Genomic DNA, 22,333 nt, shown 5'->3' with positions numbered 1-22,333 from the left:
ATGAAACCGCCCACTACCCATCCGGCACCAGACGAGATTCTCGATCGTGGCTACGAACGCGTAACTTCTTCTCTTGATGGCTTGGCATCGGCCCGCTTCGCGTATGCTAAGCTACGAAAAGACGGAGAATATTACTTTACCAAGTTTAAGATCTCGCCGGACGCCAGAGCGGGGGCACTTTTGAATGATGTCAGTTGGTGCCAGGCGATTGGGGCAATAGACACGACCAGACCTCTTAACTTCAGAGCGCCACGTATCATCGAGAATGATGGGGCAGGGGAGTGGTACGTTGCGCAGTGGATAGATGGGCAGGTAAGGGTAGGCCCTGACAGTTTCGGCTCGAGCCTCGATCGCTATTTGGAGACCTACGTTCAGGCCTTGATCGATGTCGATCGGGTTCCGGCTGAATCGGTTAAGGCCTTCTTCGGGGGAGGGCAGGGGAGTACTGCTACTCCCCCACTCACCCATCGTTGGTCGGAGTGGACTCCCAAACCCCTTCGCGAGGGACAGCTGCAGCAATCAGACGTCCAACGGGCGGCTGCTTTAGTTGACCAATACGGACGGTTTGTCGAATCCAGATTTCAGCATGGCGATTTTGTCCCGTGGCATTTTATGACGGACACAAGAGGGCAGTTATGGCTGATCGACGGTGAACACGCCAGTTACGCAAAGCCACGCTACTACGACCTAGCCTACATCTATAGCCGGATCTTTTGCCGGATGGAAGATCCGGGCAGAGCGATGCGGCTTATTAAGTTGTTTATGGAGTGGTCGACCCGATCACTTTACGACCTCTACCCTGCCCTATTACCAGTGATGGTTGCAAGGGCAATCGGGCTGCAGTTTGATGCCATCAATGACTATCCGGAGATTGACTATCGTCATCGGGCGCAAGACTTTATGGCCCGTTGTCTGAGCGAGGACCCTAAGCAGCTTCTCGAGCTCTAGGCTTGCTATCTGGGATTCTCGAGCGCATACTGCGGGTAAGAGCTAACAAGTACGTAAATAGGATATAAAAAGTGAGTCTCACAGAAAAAGCCCCCCAAGTCTCTTCACGCGCCTTTAAGCGGACCAAGATAGTCGCCAGTATTGGACCTGCAACCCACAGCTACGAGATGATCCTGGGTATTATGAAAGCTGGCGTGAACGTCTTTCGTTTCAACTTTAGCCATGGCATCCATGATGAGCGCAACGAGCAGATCAAGTGGATCAGAAAGGCCAGCGCTGAATTAGATAAGCCGGTAGCAATAATTCTTGACCTGCAAGGGCCTAAGATTCGATGTGGTGGATTTGTGGCTGAGATGTTGATCAAAAAGGGCGACGTCCTCCACTTTAAGTACGGAGCCGAATTCGATGAGGACGCCAAGATAATCCCAATTGAGTACGATCTCAGTGAGAAAGTTAAGGTCGGGGAACGCATCTTCCTAGTTGACGGCAAGTTCAAGGGCAAGGTGGCCAAAGTCAGTAAAGGCGTCATCGACGTCGAAATGGAGAATGAAGGCCTCTTCGTCCAGCGGGCCAAACAACACAAAGCCTTCAACGTACCCGACACCAGCTTCGGCGGTGACATCCTAACGAAAAAAGACCTTCAAGATATCGCTTACGGGGCTGACAAGGACTTCGATTATGTGGCCATCAGCTTCGTCCAGACACCTGAGGATATGCACCACCTGCGTCACCTTCTCGATAAGCACGGCTACAGCCCAGATATCAAGATTATGTCCAAGATTGAGACCCCTGCAGCTGTTCAGGATGGCGTCCTCGAAGAGATCGTCAAAGCCAGCGATGCTGTCATGGTCGCTCGCGGCGACCTGGCAGTCGAGGTCAGCCCTGAGGCTGTTCCAATCGTCCAGCGAAAGATTCTCGCTTTCTGCCAGAAGCATGCCAAGATCAGCATCGTGGCGACCCAGATGCTTATCAGTATGGTAGATAACCCAACGCCAACCCGCCCAGAAGTTTCAGATATCGCCAACGCAGTTATCACCGGCGCAGATAGCGTCATGCTCAGCGAGGAGACGACTGTCGGTGAATATCCTGTCGAAGTAGTTAAGACGATGAAGCGGGTCATTCTTTATACCCAGGAAAATGTAGCCGTCAGACCAATCTACGAATTTCCGGAGAGCGATGCCCTGCAGGACGCTATCAGCGATGTGGTCATGGCACTGGCTCACGAAATTAATGCGGCTGCTATCGTTGTTGAGACAAAATCCGGTAAGACGGCGCGTATGGTCGCCTCTCGTCGCCCCCATATGCCCATCGTAGCGGTGACATCTAACCAGCGGGTTTGCCAGGAGCTGGCCCTTCTTTACGGGACGATGGCGTTTGTGCGTCCGGATGGCGTCTCGGCCGGCCTTGATTTGGCTATGTGGCTGAAAGAGAAAGAGGTCTTCAAGAAAGGCGACCGCGTCGTCATTGTATCGGGAAAGCAGCCAGGACTCATCGGCGGTACTGACACAATCAAAGTCCGTGTTCTCGAATAGCTATCAGCTCAGGTAGGCGTAATAGTTGCGGTTACCACCACCAACTAGACTGGCCATGGTTGTGCCGGTCGACGGGGGTGTGGTCTGTCCAGAACTCGAGGATCCACTGTAGATCGGAGTGAGGTTGTAGACGGGGTTTCGAATAGTGGATCCGGCGCAAAATGTTGGCATAGTCGTTGCGGCAACCATGACACCTACGTAGTATTGCCCAGTATAGGTAGTCGTGTAGCTGGCGGTTGTAGCCAAGGTGACAAAAGTACTCGCCGTCCCCCAGTTTCCACCCGTCTGATCGGCGGTGACTGCTCGTACCACTAAGTTATTGTCGAGAAGAACGTACCAACCATGAGTAACTCCAGAGGCTGTAGTCGTGTCTGTGGCCAGTGAGATATTGTTGATTGTCACACCGGACATGATGTTAATACTTGTCACGTAGAGCGTGCCGGATGTGCCTGCAGAACCGGTTCCAGTGGCGGCCCATCTAGGGATGGTTTGGGCCAATGCAACTGTCGGCTTAACACCGTAAAGAGTCGGATGAATATGGCCGGCGTCGGCCGCCTTGCCGATTGAACCTGCCGCCTGTGTCCCATCAGGCTGTATATCCGTAGCAGTTGTATCTATAGTGCCCCCAGCTGTCGATGAGCTCCATGTGCCGGGAGTGCCGCCGTTTGTACATATCCAGAAGGTGCCGGTCTGGTCAACCACAAAATCCCCGGTATTAAATGTCCCGGAGGTTGGATGGCCTGAAGCCGTCGCTCCGACGTATCTCGACGGGCTGACAGCACCCGTTAGGCCCGAGGACGTCACCACCTGAGAGGTCGTAGTGCCACTGACTGTCAGGCTGTTATCTGTCTGCAGTACTCCTGCAGAGGCTCGATACAGATCGGTATCCTGATTAGCACTACCGGAACCCCACTGGATCTTGCCGGTCGAGTCGATCTTAAAGCGATTATTCGTATCGCCGCTTACCTCGATGCCTACGGAGTTGTCGCCCGAAGCGGCTGCGACTATCTGAGTAACGGGTATGGTTGGTCCGGAGGTCGTATTCGTAACCCTAAGAACAGCGCTAGACGCCGCTCCTTCCGAGATTGCTACCTGGCCCGCTGTTAGTAACGTGCCGACTGTAAATGCGCCGTCGGTCTGGAGTAATGCGCTGCCGTTTCGATACAAGTCGGTATCCTGATTAGCGCTGCCGGTGCCCCACTGCATCTTGCCAGTCGAGTCTATTTTGAAACGGTTATTGGTATCCCCGCTGACGTTGGCGCCGAAGGCATTGTCACCGCTAGCGGCGCTGACGATCTTGACGTTGGAGTCAGTTGGTCCCGAAGTAGTATTGGTGATCTTGAGAACGTCTCCGCCTGAGGCACCCTCTGAGATTGCTACGGAGCCAGCTGTCAGCGAAGTCCCGACAACAAAAGCTGTATCGGTTTTCAAGGTGCCTAAAGCCGACCTGTACAAGTCCGTATCCTGAGTGGCGTTACCCGGTCCCCATTTCATCTCACCGTTGGAGTCAACCCTATATCGACTGCTTGAGTCACCTGAAACCTGGACGTTGTAGGCGAGATCGCCAGCGGTGTTATTCTGTATCTGCAAGAGAGGCGAAGTGGCGTTGGAAGTCGACGCCGCTATCTTAAGTTGAGGTGAGTAACCGGCTCCTCCATCAGTCATCTGGAGTTGGCCGTTACCGATACGCTGGATCTTCGTGTCTCCATTGGCCGAACCACTACCCCACGTCAGACTGCCGTCAGCGTTAAAGCGGACACGTGAGTTGGTATCACCGCTAACAATAGTGGCTAGGAGGCCATCATTGACAGCCTGACCAGTCAAGTTGATGCCAGGTTGTGTTGGGCCGGACTGCAGCTGCGTTATCTGCATGAGCCCGCCTCGAACGCTGCTCGTAGTACCTTGAATCGTCAGACTCTGGCCCGAGATATTGGCGAGATAGGGAGCTGAGATCGCAGAGGCGCTCGGCTGGTAGCCGCTGACCGTTATGACGCTCGGACCAATCCCCAGATAGTTCGAGGGCGCAGCGTCATTGATAGCCGAACCACCTGAGGCGTAGTTGAGCATGCCGGTGTTCATAGTGATACTTGGCGTACCGCCCACACCCCCACCAGCTGCGGTTGCCAGACCGTACTGTGGACAACCACCAACTACGTCAACAGTACCCACGGTAACGCTGGAGCCATCGATAACGACGATGTTATTGCCCGTTACGGATATGCCCGCGTAACCACCTCCGCCGGATCCGCCGTTAACACCATCTTCGCTGAATATGCAGCCGCTCACTATAACTGGTGAACGCTTGGCGTTGCCACCGACGGATGAGTTGGTGATATTCATACCATTGTGTTGGTTCCTCTGGGTACCACAGCCGACGAATATATTAGAATCTTCATAACCACCTCCACCGGGGTTATCGACGGTGTAGCCGTTTGTATTGAGGTCGGCCCTGCAGCTGATCCATCTGTTATTGCTGCCCTTCGAAACTATGCCGTCTCCACCGCACGACTGGGCGTGGCAGTCGACAGCGACCGTGTCGATAAAGTAGCCGTAGAAACCATCACTGCCACAGTTTTGGGCCAGGCAGTTATTCATATGCCAGCCGTCGGGCGAAATACCGTTGTCTTGGTAGAGAGCGATACCTCTACCGGTCGCTTTGTAGACGCCGACTGCGTCGAGTCTGACCGATTGGAGCTGGCCAAACGAGGCAATACCGTCGACGCTAGCGGGGGAGTTGGTACCGTCAACCCAGATATCTCGGAGGGCAATGCCAGGAGTTGCCCCACCTGTGCCAGGTGTCTGATCGAGCATCAGGATAGCGGCTGAGGCGTAGGCTGAATAGGTCGGGTTGGTCCAACCGGCAGAAGGCTTGATGATACTGCCCGCATCGATGCTGGCATCATAACCGGAGGCGGTGCTGCCCCGTGTCCCCATAAGTACAACGGCTTTTTGAAGAACGAGAGGCTTGGAAGTCACATAGATTCCCTGGGGAAAGTAGACAACCTGACCGGCAGTCGCGGCATTGATGGCGTTCTGGATCGAGGTTGTATCGTCGGTACTGCCGTCGCCTTTGGCGCCGTACAGTTTGACATTGATCCAGTCGGTCGATCCCGCCGAGACACTGCTCCATGTCGCTGCGCTATTGGAGGTGGCCACGAGGCTTTGACCGGCAGAAGGAGTGCCACTGATACTGACACCACTTAGTTTGGCGACCGACGGGGCAGCGTAAGTGCCTGCGAGATCTCCACTCGGCGTACCACTAGAGAGAACGACTCCAGCTGTCTGTAGGGCGGTCGGCAAAAGAGTGCCGTCAGAGTTGAGGGAAACCTCAAGAAAGTCGTTGAGGATAGCACCCCAATTACCGCTGTCACCTCCGGGTACGGGTAAGCGTGCCGTCATCTAGACTACGATTAACTCCCTACTTCTTACTGCTTATGTATTCTACACGAAGCTTGTGAAAAGCGCACCTGTCTCACCTCTGTTCGTGTGATAAGACCCACAACTCGAGTCGGAAATCCTTTTGGCTAACGAACGCTTATGCTTTAATGGAAGTGCGCTATGACAGACTTTCCTAAGCGTACGATAAAAGATATCCCCTTGACCGGCATGCCGATTCTTCTTCGAGCCGACTATAACGTACCTGTCGCCGCAAACGGCCAGGTCCATGACAGCTATCGCATTACCCAGTCAATCCCAACCATCAAGGCGCTCCTTGCCCTGAAAACAAAGATCGTTATCTGTTCACATCTTGGAAGACCTGAGGGCAAGACCGTTCCCTCGATGAGCCTCGCGCCGGTTGCCGTTGAGCTGACCAAGCTACTTGGCCAGGAAGTTAAGTTCGTACCCGAATGTGTAGGGGACCAGGTCGTCTCGGCTGTCGCTAAGATGAACCCAGGTGATGTCATTCTACTCGAGAACCTGCGATTCCACGAGGGCGAAGAGAAGAACGATCTCGCTTTCGCAACAAGGCTGGCTCACGATAGCGGGGCCAGATATTTCGTCCAGGACGGCTTCGGGGTTGTCCACCGGACCAATGCTTCGACCGTTGCCATTACCCACCGCCTGCCGAGTGTCGCCGGACCGCTTGTTGAGAAGGAATATGTCTCCATCCGCTCAGCCCTCGATCAGCCGAAGCGCCCGCTGACGGTCATTATGGGTGGCGCTAAGGTGGCTGATAAGATAGATCTGATCGGTAATATGATCGATGTTGCCGACATCATGGTCATCGGTGGGGCGATCGCTAACACCTTCCTCAAGTTCTATAACGGCAACGAGATAGGTACGAGTTTCTATGATGAGGATGGCGGGGATGCGGTGGCAACCCTGATGCACAAACTCTGTAAGAAGTGGTGCCGTCAGAATAACGCCTGTCAGTGCGAGTCGTGTCCTGATTGCTCAACCCATCTCATCCTCCCCCGTGATGTCGCCGTAGCTCCAGAGATTGAGCCGCATGCAGTCAGAAAAGAGGTCAGTCTCGATAACGTTACGCCCAACGATAAGATCCTTGACGTCGGCGAGCATACTGCCCGGCAGATCGTGGCCGCCATAGAGTCCTCGAGGGCTGTCATCTGGAACGGCACGCTCGGTTACGCCGAACTGCCTCAGTTTGCTGACAGCTCTAACGCGGTCGCTGCGACGTTGGCTTCTCGACGCCAGCAAGTTGACACCTTGATCTGCGGAGGTGATACGGCTGACTTTGTTCTTGGCTGGGCAACCGCTCATCATCACGATCCGGCCGCCTTTTTCTATCATATATCGACCGGAGGTGGAGCCAGCCTGGAGCTGATGGAAGGGAAGAAGCTCCCAGGGGTAGAGGCATTGATGGACCGCTAGCTCTCATCGGCTGAAGCGTCTGGTCAAGCCCGTTAAAACATAGTAGGATTAAGACAAAGAAGCGTAAGTTCATTGGTGGGTATGTCCAAGAAACTGATTGTCGCGAACTGGAAGATGCACTTTGATGTTGGCAAGGCCAGCATTTTTCTGCACCGTCTTCAGGAGCGGGTCCCGACCTTCACGAATGTCGAAGTCGTTCTCTGTCCCAATTTCATCGCCCTCCAATCGCTCTCCTTGCAGATAGACAACCATAAGTTTAAATTGGGGGCCCAGGACTGCTATCATCGAGACGAGGGCGCTTATACGGGGGCCACCTCGGCCACCATGCTTCGCGGCCTGGTCAAGTATGTGATCGTCGGCCACTCTGAGCGCCGTCATGTATTTGGCGAGACGGATAAAGAGATCGCTTTGAAGGTAGCTGCCGCTGTTAGAAACGGTCTGACGCCGATTCTCTGTGTCGGTGAGACGGGCGAAGAACGCAGGGACGGCGAGATGAAGGCGGTTCTGCACGATCAGATAACGACAGGGGTGATGCACCTGACCCGTAATGAGATTAAAGAGATCGTCATCGCCTACGAACCAGTCTGGGCGATCGGTACCGGTAAAGAAGACAGCCCGGATGATGCTGTTGAGGCAATCGATGTGATACGATCTCAGATCAAGTCACTTTACGGTGCCCCTGCCTCACTGATGGTCAGAATTCTCTATGGGGGCAGCGTGACACCAGATGATATCGTAGCCTATGTGGCCAGAGAGAGTATAGATGGGGCCCTCGTCGGAGGAGCTAGCCTCAACTACAACAGTTTCGCACAGATAGTAGAGAAGACCCACCTTGCGGTCGGTGAATCATAGGAGAAAGGGTAAAGACGTGGCCAGCGATTTAGACTTTGACGAATTAGATAAAGCGGTGAGTGGCTATATGCAGAAACGCAAGCGTGGTCCTTCTCAGGTACCCGCTCTAACAGATGGTAGTTCTCAACTTGAGCAGACCCCCGTACCTGAGAAAGAGGTGGTAGCTGATGCACCTAACAGACCAGCCGTGTCTGTTCTCCCGAAACCTCAAGGGCACCATTCAGCACCCCCTATCCATCTGGAACCTCGGCGCTCGCTTAACTACCGAGATGATATCATCCACGATATCGCACCTCCTCGACCGCTACCACCTCGGACTGGCAGGACTCTCAAGCCATCTTCGTTATCCAGCCGAGTCAGTGAGGATGAGCGTCCGGCTAGCAGATCTGAAAAGGTAGAAGTTGCTCACCACGACCAGCGCCCTCACCTGTCTTCCCTGTTTGGGCACGGTGACCACGACGAAGGGCATAAAGTACTGGCCCGCATAGAGCCGCCCGAGGAAGAAGACAAACCTGTTAGTGAACCCGCCAAACCACCTACCGATGCAATGCGTGAAGGAGCTATCTCTGATGCACTTGCTGAGGATCTTGGTAAAGAGAAGAAGGCTTTTGAAACCGATGAGACAGAGGCCGCTGACAAGTTGTCAACTGCACCCGCCCCAGAGGTAGACCTACCAACTGCTACCGAGATTGAAGAGAGAGAAGAAGAGGTTAAAGCCGAAGCCAAGCCGTTGCACGAACCATCCAAGAACGAGACTGGCTCTGAACCTCTCGACGAACCCGACAGGTTGCTCCCAGAGGGCCCCCATTCGATGGCTAGCCCAAGTACACCGCAGGTTCCCCGAGAAGAGGCCGATCACTCTGTTGACCTCTTTGACACCAAGCAGTATCACACACCGCTCAGTACTGCTCCAAGCGGCAAACCGAAGCAGCAGTCATCTCCGCTCAAATGGGTTCTGATCATTATTATCTGTCTGGCGGTCATTGCTCTCGGTGTCTACTACTATCTAGCCTACGTAAAGAAGTAAGACTGACCACCTGATTGGTTGGAGTCTGATACAATCTTCTCGTGCAACAACTGCTAGACCAGCTGAATGAAGAACAGGCCAAAGCGGTTCTTCAGACCGAGGGGCCGGTCCTTATCCTGGCCGGAGCGGGCTCAGGTAAGACCAAGACCCTGACTCATCGGATTGCCTATCTGATAGCTCAGAAACAGACAGCGCCCCAGTCTATCCTGGCCGTTACCTTCACCAATAAGGCGGCCAAAGAGATGCGGACTCGCTTGGCTATCCTTATCGGTAATGAACGGTTGGCCTCCGAGCGTTCCTTTATGTCTTATATGGGGACCTTCCACTCGATCTGTGTCAGAATTCTGCGGATGGACGGGGAACAGATCAATATCCCACGAAACTACGTCATATTCGATGAGGATGACAGGCTGACGGCTGTCAAACAGGCCATGAAAGAGGTGGGGATTACAGATAAGGCGACCACTCCCAGGTCACTCGCCTCTTTAATCAGCTCGGCTAAGAACGAACTGATCAGTCCTGATGAGTACGCAGAGACTGCCAGTCTGCCACTACAGAGGTCGGCTGCCAAGGTTTACCCAGTGTATGAGCGTATTCGCAAGACCGCTTCAGCCCTTGATTTTGACGATCTTTTGCTTGAAACGGTCCGACTCTTTAAGGAGGTTAAAGAGATACGCACCAGATGGCAGGAACGTTTCCGCTATATCATGATCGACGAGTATCAGGATACGAACAGTGCCCAGTACAACCTGATCAGGCTACTCGTTAACGACAGCCACAACCTCTGTGTCGTCGGGGATGACTGGCAGTCAATCTACTCCTGGCGTGGGGCCGACTTTCGCAATATCCTAAAATTCGAGCGTGACTACCCCAATACGACGGTGATCAAGCTGGAGCAGAACTACCGCTCAACCAAGCATATTCTCGATGCAGCCCATAGGGTCATTACCAAGAACGAACAACGCTCAGATAAGAAGCTCTGGACCAAGGCAGGTGCTGGCCAGCCGGTCCACATCGACTATGCCATTAACGAGCGCCACGAGGGTGAGTTAATCGCTAACAGGGTAAAAGTGGCCGTTGAGACCCGTATCTCCAGATACGGTGACTTCGCCGTCCTCTACCGGACCAATGCCCAGTCCCGAGCAGTTGAGGAGGTCTTCATTCGGGCCGGTGTCCCCTATCGGATGGTCGGGGGTTTGCGCTTTTACGACCGTAAGGAGATACGCGACCTGGTCGCTTATCTGAGGCTGATCTACCAGCCCTCAGATAGGGCCAGCTTTCAGAGAATCGTCAACGTACCCTCACGGGGCCTCGGACCCACTTCAGTAGATAAGTTCCTGGCCTGGCAGGCCCAGACAGATATGACTGTCATTACCGCCCTTACAGAGGTTGATGACTGCCCGACGCTGCAGGCAAGGTCAAAGAAAGCCTTTGCAGAATTCGGTGAACTCCTTGAACGTCTCCACGAGTATGCCGAAGAGGCCAAGCTGGGAGCGTTAATCGAGGCGGTTATCAAACGAACCAGCTACGAGGACTATCTTAACGACGGGTTGATTCAGGGAGAGACGCGCCTTGAGAACGTCAAAGAGCTTCTCTCTGTAGCAAAAGAGTACGAAGATGTCGGTCTGGCCGGTTTTCTTGAGGAGGTAGCCCTTATTTCAGAGCTGGATAGGGTGGAGGACAACGCCGACGCGGTCATGCTCATGACGCTTCACAGTGCCAAAGGGCTGGAGTTCCCGGTCGTCTTCATGATTGGTATGGAGGAGGGTGTCTTCCCTCATACTCGAGCCCTCTTCGATGCCCAAGAGATGGAAGAAGAGCGGCGCCTCTGTTACGTCGGTATGACACGAGCGCGAGAAGAACTCCATCTGATCAGTGCCGCCTCGAGGATGCTCTACGGCACCACCCAGCATAATCCCCCTTCTCGTTTTCTGGCCGACGTCGGTCCAGATGCAACGGTGGTGCCCAGCGAGATCTTCACCAGCTCGGCTTTTACAGGTGCCTCGTCCGAGCCGTTCCTCTTTGGATCTCAAGAACCCAGAGTAGAACCTGAGGAACAGATAGATCTCAAGATTGGCGATTCCGTCAGCCACCAGCTATTTGGCCCGGGCAAGATAGTGGCCGTCGATGGGGAGACAATCAGTATTGATTTCAGGGGTAGGGGAGTCAAGAAGCTGAACGTCCATTTTGCTCCTCTCGAGAGACTCTAGACAGGTTTAGGAAGTTGCTGCAGGCACTTCAGGTGATGGGCTGGGTTGTTGACGGGATTTTACGAATGCGACAGCTGCGCCTGTCAGTGCGAGGCCGGCGATGGCTACACCTACCAGACCGCCGATGAAGGCTGTCTCTTGGGCGTGCTTAAGATACGATACCTCTTGTCCGCTCACTTGGTCACTGCCGAGTACCTGATTGGCGAACCGGAACTTTTCGATCATTGCCCCTGTATAGAGAGAGGCCAACATGAACGCAGATGTAGCCATCCAACCGAGGCGCCGGAAGAGTCTCTGCCTATCAGGGTTTGTCGGTCGCTCTGCTACTCCATCTGGGCCTGAGCCCTGTTCGAGATGCCCTGTGCTGCTTGCCATGTCTACCTCCGAGTTACTTTGCGTATAGCGATTGTTACACTAAATCGATCCAATGGCAAGGATATGGGGTGCTATCTTATGAACCCAGATAATCTGACGTATAATAGTGGCATGAGCACCTCGAAAAGACTGCTTATTGGTGGCTCCGCAACCTTTATCATCTATCTGTTGGTGGTCAATATCTTTGGACAGATGAGTCTCCTCATCTTCCTCATAGCCGTACTGCTCTTCCTCGGGTCTCTCTCGGAATACACCAGAGCCAAACTGAAAGCTCGGTTTAAGACAGAGGTGGATGAGTAGGTCGAGCGGTTCTCTACTCAACACCAAGATCTCCGGGCATGGCCCAGTGGTGGTCTTGCTCCATGGCTATCTGTCCTCGCTTCACTACTGGGATGACCTTCGGGGTCTTCTCGAGAAAGACTACACCGTCGTGGCCATGGATCTGCTCGGTTTTGGTAACTCTCCAAAGCCCAAGGAGTCAGATTACGACTACGACGACCAGATCGCCTCTATCAAGCGAACGCTGGCCCACCACAATCTGGACGACCCCATCCTACTTATCGGTCACTCTATGGGCGCCTTGTTAGCCCTCAGATACGCCTCAGTCCGAGACCAGCCAACGGATAGACTGCTACTACTCAACATGCCTGTCTTCAGCGACGCCAAGGAGGCGAGGCGGGAGCTGGCTGGCACGAACCTCCTCTATCGGGCAGGTTTCTATTGGGGCCTTCACAGACTCATCTGGCCTGTTTTGCGCACCAAGCCTGCCAGAGAGGCTCTCAAGCGCAAGATACCCCTTGATTGGTACGGAGTAGAGAAAGCAGCCCTACAGCCCTCTGCTGAGTCCCGGAGTCGCTCTCTGAGGAATGTCATTGAAGCCCAGTCAAGCATCGAAGACCTCAAGAGCTTGACGACACAGGTCACCCTTGTTGTTGGCCTGAGGGATCGTCCGATCTATTTAAAAAACCTCCGTCGATTCGCTCGGTCAGCCGAGTTCCAGGTCATTGTCAGAGACACCGAACACAATACCCTTGGCGAGGACTTCGACTTTATAGCGGGCCTTCTCTGACCGATTTGATCAGAGATTAGGCCCTAGCCGTGACCACTCAACAGAGGCGGGCGGGCTGTTTGAAGTATTGACATAAACATTATCATATTCTATAATATTCTTTCGTAATGAGTACCAATTTGCTATACTCATTGTTAGCTCTTATGACTTTGTGTGAGAAGACATCTAAGAGAGTGCTACGCAACTACCTCAGCATTGTAACTGCGGCATTATTCGTAATTACAGTTGCTTCTCTGATCATCTTCTTCCCTCATCACCAGGCCCAGGCCGACAACCTGACCTACGTAACCGTTTACGATAACGGCTCTAACCAGACGTTTGCTACCCACGCTAAGACGGTCGGTGACCTCTTGAACGAGGTGCATATCCCTGTTGGTAAGTACGATCTTGTTGAGCCATCTGAAGATACCGTTCTTCTCGGTGCGGACTACAATGTCAACATCTACACTGCACGCCCTGTCGAAGTCATTGACGGCACCAACAAGTACACCGTCATGACCGCTGCTCAGACACCTCAGGATATTGTCGCTGCTGCCGGCTTGAGTCTCTATCCTCAGGATACGACCTCAACGAATCTGATTAATAACTTTGTTGAAGCCGGTAATGCTGGCGTACAGGTGACCATTAATCGAGCCACTCCGTTCACATTCGATCTCTATGGCAACCCTGTCCCCGTCAGGACTCAGGCGAAGACAGTCGGTGAGTTCTTGGCCTCTCAGAATATCACCATGAAGCAAGGCGACCAGCTGATGACTCCTGTCGATACCCCCATCAGTACTGGAATGACGGTCAATCTTGTTCATAACGGCTCAGAGGTGGTGACAACTCAACAGACTATTCCATTCGCGATCCAGACTGTTGCCGACGTCAACGAACCGGCAGGTTACAGCAATATCACCCAACAGGGGAAAAACGGTCAGCAGGTGGTCACCTACGAGATTACTACCCAGAATGGCCAAGAGGTCTCAAGGCAGGTCCTCAACACTGTCGTTGAAACTCCGGCTGTCCCAGAAGTTGTTCACGAAGGCGTCGGTGACGTCTCGGCAGATCAGGTTCAGCTGATGGCTGATGCAGGTATTTCGGCATCAGATTACAGTGCTGCGAGCTACATTATTACCCACGAGAGTGGTTGGTGTCCGACCAAGTGGCAGGGTGAGTACGGTGGCTGCCCGGCCTATCATGGCACCCCGACATCATACATAGGCTATGGTCTCTGTCAGTCGACACCAGCGTGGAAGATGGCCTCTGCGGGTTCAGACTGGGCTACTAACCCGGTCACCCAGCTCGAGTGGTGTACGAGTTATGCCAACAGTGCCTATGGTGGCTGGCAGGCTGCCGCTTCTCACTGGGCTGCTGACCACAGCTGGTAGTCACCGTTCTGTGCTAGAGTAAGCGTATGAACTACCGATTTGACGGCTACAACTACATTATTGTGCTCAAGAAGGGTGAAGAGCTGGTTGAAAAGCTACTCCACTTTATTGAGCAGAGCGGTGTCAAGAGCGGCTGGGTAGAGGGGATTGGAGGGGCCATGGAGCTTGAAATCGGCTTTTACGACCTCGATAAGAAGAACTACAAATGGCAGACATACCCGTCAATCTGTGAGATCGACTCTCTAAAAGGATCGATTGCTCACGACGATAAAGGTGAGCCAGTCGTTCATCTACACGGAGTCTTCTCTGGTGACGACTTCGAGCCAATCGGCGGCCACGTTAAACGTCTGGTCGTTGGTGGTACTTGTGAGCTCTTCATCCACGCCTTCCAACTGCCGCTAGTCCGGCAGTTTGACGGTGATACCGGTCTGAAGACATTGCAGTTGGATTAGGTAATGGATACTCCCAAGAAGTCTCTCGGACAACACTGGCTCAACGACCAGGAGAGCCTTAAGGCAATCGTCAGACTAGCTCACGTCACCAAAGAAGACACCATCCTTGAGATTGGCCCGGGTCCAGGCAGTCTGACGCGGCTGTTGGCAGCACAAGCCAGGCATGTGGTCGCCGTAGAACTAGATAGGGATCTGGCCTACGTTCTTAAAGCCAGAGTGGACGCGGACAATGTCGAGGTGGTCGAGCAGGATATACTCACCTTCGATCTGAGACGACTTCCGACCGGCTACAAGGTAGTGGCCAACATACCCTACTATCTAACCTCAAAGCTGATTAGAACGCTTCTGGAGGCCCCAAATAGGCCCACGATCGTAGTCTTGCTTATCCAGAAAGAGGTAGCCGAGAGACTCACTGCCAAACCGGGTTCCCTCTCGATTCTCGGCGTCAGCGCACAGTTTTATGCTGACGTAGAGCTCGGTCCGATCGTGCCGGCCGGCCTCTTCAAGCCGCCCCCAGAGGTCGACTCTCAGGTCGTAGCTCTCAGGCTTCGAGAAGCACCACTCTTCTCGGATATTACTCCAAAAGAGTACTTCCGAGTTGTTAGGGCGGGCTTCTCTGAAAAGCGCAAGAAACTGCGCAGTAGCCTCAGTGGCGGCCTGGCTATTAGCAAAGATCAGGCCGATCGATTACTTGAGAGTGCTCACATTCGTCCCGACGCAAGAGCGCAGGAGCTAACCCTCGAAGAATGGGCCGGATTGACTCGGGAGTTTAAAAACCCTGCGATCTGACCCTAGATCGGCCTCTCATGTATGGGCTGCCGGGAGCCGGGCGGTAAGTTGTGTCGCCGGGTTAATCACGCCACGCCGTTCAAGCTCTCTTGCGAGTGCGGTTGGGTCTGGTGATGGTGCGCGTTCGTGGTCGTCGATCATATCTGTGCGCCGTTTACCAGTTAGCTTTGGAACATTAGTAGAACGATTTAGGCACCTTGTCAAGCAAATGCCCTTTGACTCTCTATTTTAACTGGGGTATGGTAGGAGAGTAATGCCTCAGGGATATTTCTATCTAAATCTCTCTACTCAGCCCACAAGCACGATGGGTATGATGGGCCTTGGCGCCCAAAATCTTTAAACACCAGTTTAATTACCTCTTAAATTTAGATAGAAATGGACTATCACCGTGAAGAAATTCTATATTGCCACTGCTATTCCGTACGTCAACGCTCTGCCGCACGTCGGCAATGCGCTCGATTACGTTCTAGCCGATACAATTAGCCGTTATTACCAGATGCAGGGTTACGCCGTCTTCTTCAGCACTGGTAGCGACGAGCATGGCCAGAAGATTGCCGAGAAGGCTGCCGAACAGCACCAGGCAACCCAGGCATACGTTGACTCGATGGTCCCTGGTTGGAAAGATTTTGCCAAAGCTCTCAATATCGAGTACAGCTACTGGATTAGAACGACCGAGCCGAAGCATGTCAAAGCCGCTCAACTGATCTGGAAGAAGCTCGAACCCTATATTTACAAGAAGAGCTACACCGGCTGGTACTGTGTCGGTCATGAAGAGTTTGTGACTGAGCTTCAATACAAGACCAACAAAGGAGTCTGCCCGGATCACAACAAGCCCTACGTCAAGATCAGTGAGGAGAATTACTTCTTCAAGCTGACCGAGTTTGGGACCAAGATCAAAGAGGCCATCGCCAAAGACGAATATAAGGTCGTCCCAGCTGTTCGCAAGAACGAAGTAATGGCCCTGCTCAACAGCGGCCTTGAGGATATCAGCATCAGTCGCGAGGCCAAGCGCCTCAAGTGGGGAGTCCCCGTACCAGGTGATCCGTCACAGGTTATGTACGTCTGGTTCGAAGCCCTTATGAACTACATTACCACTCTCGATTATCCGAGTGGTGAGAACTTCAAGACTTTCTGGCCGGCAGACATTCAGATCGTCGGCAAAGACATCATCCGTTTTCACGCCGTTATCTGGCCGGCCATGTTGATGGGGCTCGACCTGCCGCTACCCAAACAGCTTCTGGTCCATGGTCACATTCAGGTAGCCAACCAGAAGATGAGCAAGACGATCGGCAACGTTATCTCGCCTCTAGACATCGTCAAGGATTACGGTATCGACGCCTTCCGCTACTACTTCCTGCGTCACATCCCAACCCAGGGCGACGGTGATTTTACCTGGGAGCGTTTTGAAGACGCCTACAATAACGAGCTTGGAAACGAGCTTGGTAATCTTGTCCAACGAGTCGCTTCGATGATCAACCGTTACCAGGAAGGGGTGATCGGGATAATCCCTGAGGCCTCACATGACACGGTGCCGTATCAAGAAGCAATGGCCGATCTGCGATTAGATAAAGCACTTGATTATCTCTGGGTGCTCGTCAAAGGGCTCAACCAATACATCGACGAGGAGAAGCCCTGGGAGATTGCCAAAGCCGAGGATGGTCAGCATCTCCAAGAAGTTCTCGCCTATACGGTCAGCTCGTTGCTGCAGATCAGCCAAATGTTACTTCCATTTCTGCCCAACACCTCCGCGGCCATTAAGGCGACCTTCGAGAAAGAGGTCGTCAAGCCCTACGAGGGCGTTCTCTTCCCCAAGATCTACCTGCATACCAAGGACGCTAGGGCTGGCCATAAGCATGGTGCTCACTGATACCCACTGCCATATCCATAGCAGCCACTATGAGTTTGACATTGATGCCGTTTTAGCCGACGCCTTTGCGGCCGGTGTAACTCGTATGCTCTGTGTCGGCACCGGTGTTGCCGATAGCCAAGAAGCAGTAGCCTTTGCCCAAGAGCATGAGGGCTGTTTTGCCAGCATCGGCATTCATCCTCATGAAGCGGCAACTGAAAAGGGGGAGTGGCTTGACTTCGTCAAGCTGGCTGGCCAGCCGGAAGTGGTGGCGGTTGGGGAGTGTGGGCTTGACTACTTTTACCTGCATTCACCCAAACTCGATCAGCAGAGGCTGCTCCGCCAACAAATTGAATTGGCTCTCGAGCACAACCTCCCTATCGTTTTTCATGTCCGTGACGCCTTTGACGACTTCTGGAAGATATTCGAATCATATCGGGGTATCAGGGGTGTTTTGCACAGTTTTACGGATAATCGGGCCAATATGGAGCGAGGGTTATCGCATAACCTCTATATTGGTGTCAATGGTATCGTGACTTTCACCAAGGATGCCAAGCAGCGTGACCTGCTGATCTCTGTCCCGGAGAAGCGCCTGCTGCTTGAAACCGACGCTCCCTATTTGACTCCAGTACCTAAACGTGGTACCATAAACGTACCGGCGAATGTGGAGTTGGTAGCGGACTTTATAGCGAGGGAACGCAACCAGCCTATAGAGCAAATTGCGGCCATTACTTCACAGAACGCACAGGAACTATTTATCTTAAACGATTGAGACTGCATGACATGGTAGACACAGCTACTGCAGCAACCCTTCCCACTTCTGGACCAGAAGACAACTTAGATCACACAAGAATCGACGAAGAGCTTGCTGCGCTTGAGGCGTCACTTCTTCACGAGACCGACCAACAGACTGGTCCTGATCGGGAACAACTTCCGGCTGAACCGACCGATCCAGCACAGGCTTGGACACAGATGCATTCACCAGCTTTTATCGCACGACCCGAGGTGGTGCCCGATCCTCGAGAGATCTACCGCCAACAGCTTTTGGCGGTAATCGGCCATGACAGTAATGTCGTCGTTAACACCCTGCGAAGGGAGCACCTAGACCGAGCGGCCTAGGAGATTTAAAGATGTTTGGCCGAAAGCGTAAACAGCGAAAAGACAATCAGCTCAGCAACAAGCTGCTGAGCATGGCGGTCGGTACTGTTTCAGGCTCAAACCTCAAGCGAGCTCTTACCCAGCGGGACCTGATTGCCAAAGAGTCAGAGATAGGCCGCCACCTCTTCGGGCCGATCCCAAAAGGTCACACCCGTGAATTTTTCTGTCTCGATGAATACACCTGGATCTGGTACGAGAGCTGGACTGATACGCGAACCGGCAAGCGCCAAGAGTGCACTACCCGCTACGAGATCCACCCGAACGTGATCCTCAAGATCCAAGATGGCCAGCCCTACCAGGAGGTGACCGACCAGGAACTGCACAACTTAGCTCACGCTATCCGGCAGTATACTCTCAGGGTCGCTCGCGACGTTTACAAACGGCCGTTTGCCGAAGCGGTCGCCTAAAGGCCCTCCGTCAGACATCTCTTTGTCAGGACTTGATACAATGGATAGAGACGTGGAGACGCCGATATATCTTGATTACGCCGCAGCAACACCTCTTGATGACGAGGTGGCCGCGGCAATGACTCCCTATTTATCGGGGCGTTTCTACAATCCGTCGGCTAGCTACCAGGCAGCTCGACAGGTTAAAGCTGATCTTGAAGAGGTCCGGAAACGAATAGCGCTTCCACTTGGCGCCAAACCTGCCGAAATCGTCTTTACGGCTGGAGCTGCTGAAGCAAACAACTTAGCGATTACTGGTGTCATGACTGAATTTCCAAAAGCCAATGTCTTAGTCGGCGCGATCGAGCATGAGACAGTCCTGGCACCTGCCAAACGCCACACCCATAAACTTATCCCAGTGAATGCCAAGGGTACGATCGATCTTGATAAGCTGTCGGGGCTGATCGACAACAATACGGTCCTCATCAGCATTGGCTATGCCAATAACGAGACCGGCACTATCCAACCCCTGTCAAAAGTAGCTAAACTCGTTCAGGGTGTACGCCGGCAGCGCCTGCTCAGTCATAACAAGCTACCACTCTATCTGCATAGCGATGCCGCCCAGGCCGCTCCGTATCTAGACCTGCATACGGCACGACTCGGCGTCGACCTGATGACACTTAACGGTTCCAAGATGTATGGCCCGAAGCAGGTTGGTTTACTCTTTGTCCAGGGGCAGGTCCAGATAGAGCCACTTATAGTTGGAGGAGGCCAAGAGCGTGGTCTGAGAAGTGGTACCGAGAATGTAGCAGGTATCATCGGGTTGGCAGTCGCACTTGAGAACTCCCAGCTCCATCGCAAGGAGGCTTCTCGGCGTGAAGCCGGCCTACGTGACTCTCTACAGAACCGACTGTCTGAGCGATACGATGATCAGTTGGTCGTTAGTGGTGATCAGAAGCATCGTCTGCCAAACACACTGAACGTGGCATGGCCTGGTTTAGACGGAGAACGGCTTGTAATGCTCTGTGATGAGTACGGCCTGCAGCTTGCGACAGGGGCGGCCTGCAGCGCTAACAAGGAGCGACGCTCGCATGTCTTGAGCGCGCTGGGTTTAAGTGATGAGACAGTCGATGGCAGTATACGGATAACCCTCGGGCGTCAGACGACCGGGGCCGATATTGATAGGGCCGCTCAGATTCTTATTAAGGCTGTCGCGGAGCTGGAGAGATGAGCCGCCATAAGCATACTCGGATCGAGCGACTCAGACGCCATCTTATTAAACTGGCCTTGGTTGTCATTGTCCTGTTTGGCTTGTTTGCTTTTGCTGTACCAGCTTATCTTGGTCCTCAGAATGGTCTCCGAAAGGCCAGCGCTATCGTGGCTATAAGTGGTGGTGACACAACTGCCCGGGCTAAAGAGGCAATCAAGCTCTATAAAGAGGGTTGGGCTCCGCAGATCATCTTCTCGGGAGCAGCCAAGGATCCCTCGAGCCCGTCCAATGCCGACATTATGAGCCGCCAGGCTGTAGCGGCCGGCATTCCGTTAAAGGTTGTCGATGTTGAAGGTTCTTCAGATAACACTGAAGAAAACGCTCAGGATACGGCCTCGATCATTAAAGCCGATAACTATAGGACGATTATCCTAGTTACCTCACCGTACCATCAGCGACGTGCTGAAGTTGACTTCCGACACTATCTTGGCTCAAAGGTTGCGATCATCAATCGTTCCTCAGTAGATAACAATGACTGGGCAGGCTGGACCTGGTGGCTGCATGAACAGAGTCTGGCTATCGGTCTTGGCGAGGTCCTCCGAACGACTTTTGTACTGGTACAGTATCATGCCCGTATCTAAGAGTGTCTTTGTTGGTATGAGTGGTGGGGTCGACAGTTCAGTGACGGCTGCTCTTCTTGAAGGCCAAGGATACCGAGTGACCGGGGTCTATATGAAGAATTGGACCGAAGACTTACCAGGCATGCAGTGCCCTTGGGCTGAAGATCTGGCTGATGCTAAGCGAGTAGCAGTCCAGCTCGGGATAGACTTTAAGGTCTTTGACTTTCAGGATGAGTACCGCCAAACGGTCGTCGATTATATGATCGAGGAATATAAGGCAGGTCGAACGCCAAACCCAGATGTTATGTGCAACCAAGAGATTAAGTTCAAGTTATTTCTCAAGACGGCACTGGCCCAGGGGGCCGATCTGATTGCCACCGGCCACTATGCACGCGTTGAGAGCGGCCAGCTTCTCACTGGTCTTGACGCCTCAAAAGATCAGAGCTACTTCCTCTACCGCGTCGACAGGCCTGCCTTAGAGAAGACACTCTTTCCTCTCGGCTCGCTGAAAAAGACCGAAGTACGCCGCAGAGCGGGTGAGCTAAACCTTGTTAACGCTGACAAACCAGACTCGCAGGGGATCTGCTTTGTCGGGGAGATCGGTATCAAAGACTTTTTGATGCACTATGTCGAGAGCCAGCCAGGGGAGATCGTCGACATCAGGACTCGTGAGATCCTTGGGGAGCATGATGGGGCCATCTTCTTCACCATCGGTCAGCGTCATGGTCTCGGTATCGGTGGTGGCCTCCCATATTATGTCGTTGCCAAGGACATGAAGAAGAATATCGTCTACGTGACGAGTAATCTCGACGATAAGTATCTCTGGAAAGATGAGATAACTCTCGACCAGCTTCACTGGATAAGCGATGAACCGGTTCCCAGTGAGACATACCAAGTTCGCGCAAGATACCGAGGCCCACTCGTCAAAGCATCAATCGCTATTGATGATGGCAGGGCAGTTGTCAAACTCCGCGATGCCGTACGGGGAGTGGCGGCCGGCCAGTCGGTCGTCGTCTATGATGGTGATAGGGTGCTCGGCGGCGGAATTGTTACCGCTTAGCTAGAGATACGGCTCATCCGTACCAGGCATATTAACTATAGTCATTCTCGGTCGTGGCTCCTCTTCATCGCCCGCACCAGCTGCGGCTCGACCAATTCCTCTCAATCTGAGTCCAAGCATTCCATCTCCGTACATCATATCGGCACCCATCAGCTCTTCTGCGGAAACTTCTTCAGGATTGCCACCACCGGGCGGGTATATAAGATATGTATCTTCATTAACTTGGACTATCCTTCCAACAAGCCCGGGCTGCGACTCAATACCCGGTTCTCCATCTGGACCAGGTTGATTTTCATGGTACTGGGTCATTATAGTTCGTCCACAATCCTAAGGCGTCTTGCCAGCGGTGACGGATCAGCTTCGCGTCCAGCTATGACAGCAATGGTTTGATCGTAGTTACCCGTGCCACCTGTGCCTCGCCATCTGTCACTTGGACTGGCTTCGCCCACCAGTCTCGGGCCTCCAACCACGGCTCTGACAAGACCAGCTATGCTGGTCCATGTCGAATCTCTCGGCTGGCGTTCTTGCAGATCTACTTCACCATCTTGTTCACCGACAATTCTCAAATGTCTCTCACTCATACACCCATTATACCC

General features: G+C 53.2%; 23 protein-coding genes. 18 read left to right on the top strand and 5 right to left on the bottom strand.

From position 1 onward, the window contains the following. The gene (locus tag VGS28_03340; protein ID HEV2412814.1) at positions 1–948 is read left to right on the top strand and encodes a phosphotransferase; all 948 of its coding nucleotides are present in this window, start codon (positions 1–3) and stop codon (positions 946–948) included. Positions 949–1,019: 71 nt separating this feature from the next. Then, positions 1,020–2,480: a pyruvate kinase gene (gene pyk, locus VGS28_03335; protein HEV2412813.1), complete on the top strand. Its 1,461-nt coding sequence runs from the start codon at positions 1,020–1,022 to the stop codon at positions 2,478–2,480. 3 nt (positions 2,481–2,483) lie between these two features. On the opposite strand, the gene VGS28_03330 is transcribed toward pyk, so the two are convergent. Then, on the bottom strand, positions 2,484–5,879 hold the full coding sequence (locus VGS28_03330) for a glycosyl hydrolase family 28-related protein (protein ID HEV2412812.1): 3,396 nt from the start codon (positions 5,877–5,879) through the stop codon (positions 2,484–2,486). Between the two features lie 159 nt (positions 5,880–6,038). On the opposite strand from VGS28_03330, the gene VGS28_03325 reads away from it, so the two are divergent. The 4 genes from VGS28_03325 (at position 6,039) to VGS28_03310 (ending at position 11,402) form a co-directional block, all read left to right on the top strand. Further along, positions 6,039–7,313, top strand: a complete 1,275-nt coding sequence (locus VGS28_03325) for a phosphoglycerate kinase (GenBank protein HEV2412811.1) — start codon at positions 6,039–6,041, stop codon at positions 7,311–7,313. Between the two features lie 81 nt (positions 7,314–7,394). Beyond that, entirely contained in the window at positions 7,395–8,165 is a 771-nt protein-coding gene (gene tpiA / locus VGS28_03320) for a triose-phosphate isomerase (GenBank protein ID HEV2412810.1), read from the top strand. A gap of 16 nt (positions 8,166–8,181) precedes the next feature. Then, positions 8,182–9,192: a hypothetical protein gene (locus VGS28_03315; protein ID HEV2412809.1), complete on the top strand. Its 1,011-nt coding sequence runs from the start codon at positions 8,182–8,184 to the stop codon at positions 9,190–9,192. A gap of 41 nt (positions 9,193–9,233) precedes the next feature. Further along, a complete protein-coding gene (locus VGS28_03310; protein HEV2412808.1) occupies positions 9,234–11,402 on the top strand; it encodes a UvrD-helicase domain-containing protein in 2,169 nt (722 codons plus the stop codon). A 6-nt stretch (positions 11,403–11,408) separates the two neighbouring features. On the opposite strand, the gene VGS28_03305 is transcribed toward VGS28_03310, so the two are convergent. Further along, positions 11,409–11,777, bottom strand: coding sequence for a hypothetical protein (locus VGS28_03305; GenBank protein HEV2412807.1), 369 nt, complete (start codon positions 11,775–11,777; stop codon positions 11,409–11,411). A 111-nt stretch (positions 11,778–11,888) separates the two neighbouring features. On the opposite strand from VGS28_03305, the gene VGS28_03300 reads away from it, so the two are divergent. From VGS28_03300 to rsmA, 5 genes are all read left to right on the top strand, one after another. Further along, on the top strand, positions 11,889–12,077 hold the full coding sequence (locus VGS28_03300) for a hypothetical protein (protein HEV2412806.1): 189 nt from the start codon (positions 11,889–11,891) through the stop codon (positions 12,075–12,077). Then, on the top strand, positions 12,070–12,846 hold the full coding sequence (locus VGS28_03295; GenBank protein HEV2412805.1) for an alpha/beta fold hydrolase: 777 nt from the start codon (positions 12,070–12,072) through the stop codon (positions 12,844–12,846). Before VGS28_03300 ends, VGS28_03295 begins: the two co-directional genes overlap by 8 nt. A 107-nt stretch (positions 12,847–12,953) precedes the next feature. Then, positions 12,954–14,216, top strand: a complete 1,263-nt coding sequence (locus VGS28_03290) for a ubiquitin-like domain-containing protein (protein HEV2412804.1) — start codon at positions 12,954–12,956, stop codon at positions 14,214–14,216. Between the two features lie 26 nt (positions 14,217–14,242). After that, positions 14,243–14,668 carry a PPC domain-containing DNA-binding protein gene (locus tag VGS28_03285; protein HEV2412803.1) on the top strand — a complete coding sequence of 142 codons (426 nt, stop codon included), beginning with the start codon at positions 14,243–14,245 and terminating at the stop codon, positions 14,666–14,668. A 3-nt stretch (positions 14,669–14,671) separates the two neighbouring features. Next, positions 14,672–15,457, top strand: coding sequence for a 16S rRNA (adenine(1518)-N(6)/adenine(1519)-N(6))-dimethyltransferase RsmA (gene rsmA / locus VGS28_03280; GenBank protein ID HEV2412802.1), 786 nt, complete (start codon positions 14,672–14,674; stop codon positions 15,455–15,457). A gap of 15 nt (positions 15,458–15,472) precedes the next feature. Here rsmA and VGS28_03275 read toward each other — a convergent pair whose 3' ends face one another. Further along, positions 15,473–15,598, bottom strand: a complete 126-nt coding sequence (locus tag VGS28_03275) for a hypothetical protein (protein ID HEV2412801.1) — start codon at positions 15,596–15,598, stop codon at positions 15,473–15,475. Positions 15,599–15,845: 247 nt separating this feature from the next. Here VGS28_03275 and metG point away from each other — a divergent pair, with 247 nt between their 5' ends. From metG to mnmA, 7 genes are read left to right on the top strand one after another with little or no spacing between them, the layout of a single operon-like run. Next, positions 15,846–17,324, top strand: a complete 1,479-nt coding sequence (metG, locus tag VGS28_03270; GenBank protein ID HEV2412800.1) for a methionine--tRNA ligase — start codon at positions 15,846–15,848, stop codon at positions 17,322–17,324. Next, on the top strand, positions 17,311–18,075 hold the full coding sequence (locus VGS28_03265) for a TatD family hydrolase (protein HEV2412799.1): 765 nt from the start codon (positions 17,311–17,313) through the stop codon (positions 18,073–18,075). Before metG ends, VGS28_03265 begins: the two co-directional genes overlap by 14 nt. Before the next feature lie 11 nt (positions 18,076–18,086). Next, positions 18,087–18,422, top strand: a complete 336-nt coding sequence (locus VGS28_03260; GenBank protein ID HEV2412798.1) for a hypothetical protein — start codon at positions 18,087–18,089, stop codon at positions 18,420–18,422. A gap of 11 nt (positions 18,423–18,433) precedes the next feature. After that, entirely contained in the window at positions 18,434–18,868 is a 435-nt protein-coding gene (locus VGS28_03255; GenBank protein ID HEV2412797.1) for a hypothetical protein, read from the top strand. Between the two features lie 52 nt (positions 18,869–18,920). Then, positions 18,921–20,078 carry a cysteine desulfurase family protein gene (locus tag VGS28_03250; protein HEV2412796.1) on the top strand — a complete coding sequence of 386 codons (1,158 nt, stop codon included), beginning with the start codon at positions 18,921–18,923 and terminating at the stop codon, positions 20,076–20,078. Continuing rightward, positions 20,075–20,698 (top strand): YdcF family protein, encoded by a 624-nt coding sequence (locus VGS28_03245; GenBank protein HEV2412795.1) that lies wholly within the window; start codon positions 20,075–20,077, stop codon positions 20,696–20,698. The genes VGS28_03250 and VGS28_03245 overlap by 4 nt, the downstream gene beginning before the upstream one ends. Continuing rightward, positions 20,685–21,737, top strand: coding sequence for a tRNA 2-thiouridine(34) synthase MnmA (mnmA, locus tag VGS28_03240; protein HEV2412794.1), 1,053 nt, complete (start codon positions 20,685–20,687; stop codon positions 21,735–21,737). The genes VGS28_03245 and mnmA overlap by 14 nt, the downstream gene beginning before the upstream one ends. On the opposite strand, the gene VGS28_03235 is transcribed toward mnmA, so the two are convergent. Next, positions 21,738–22,046, bottom strand: coding sequence for a hypothetical protein (locus tag VGS28_03235; GenBank protein HEV2412793.1), 309 nt, complete (start codon positions 22,044–22,046; stop codon positions 21,738–21,740). Then, positions 22,046–22,318: a hypothetical protein gene (locus VGS28_03230; GenBank protein ID HEV2412792.1), complete on the bottom strand. Its 273-nt coding sequence runs from the start codon at positions 22,316–22,318 to the stop codon at positions 22,046–22,048. The genes VGS28_03235 and VGS28_03230 overlap by 1 nt, the downstream gene beginning before the upstream one ends. Between the last annotated feature and the right edge of the window lie 15 nt (positions 22,319–22,333).

It is taken from the genome of Candidatus Saccharimonadales bacterium (genome assembly GCA_035945435.1).
GTDB lineage: Bacteria > Patescibacteriota > Saccharimonadia > Saccharimonadales > DASZAF01 > DASZAF01.
This window is presented reverse-complemented; position numbering and strand designations above follow the sequence as displayed.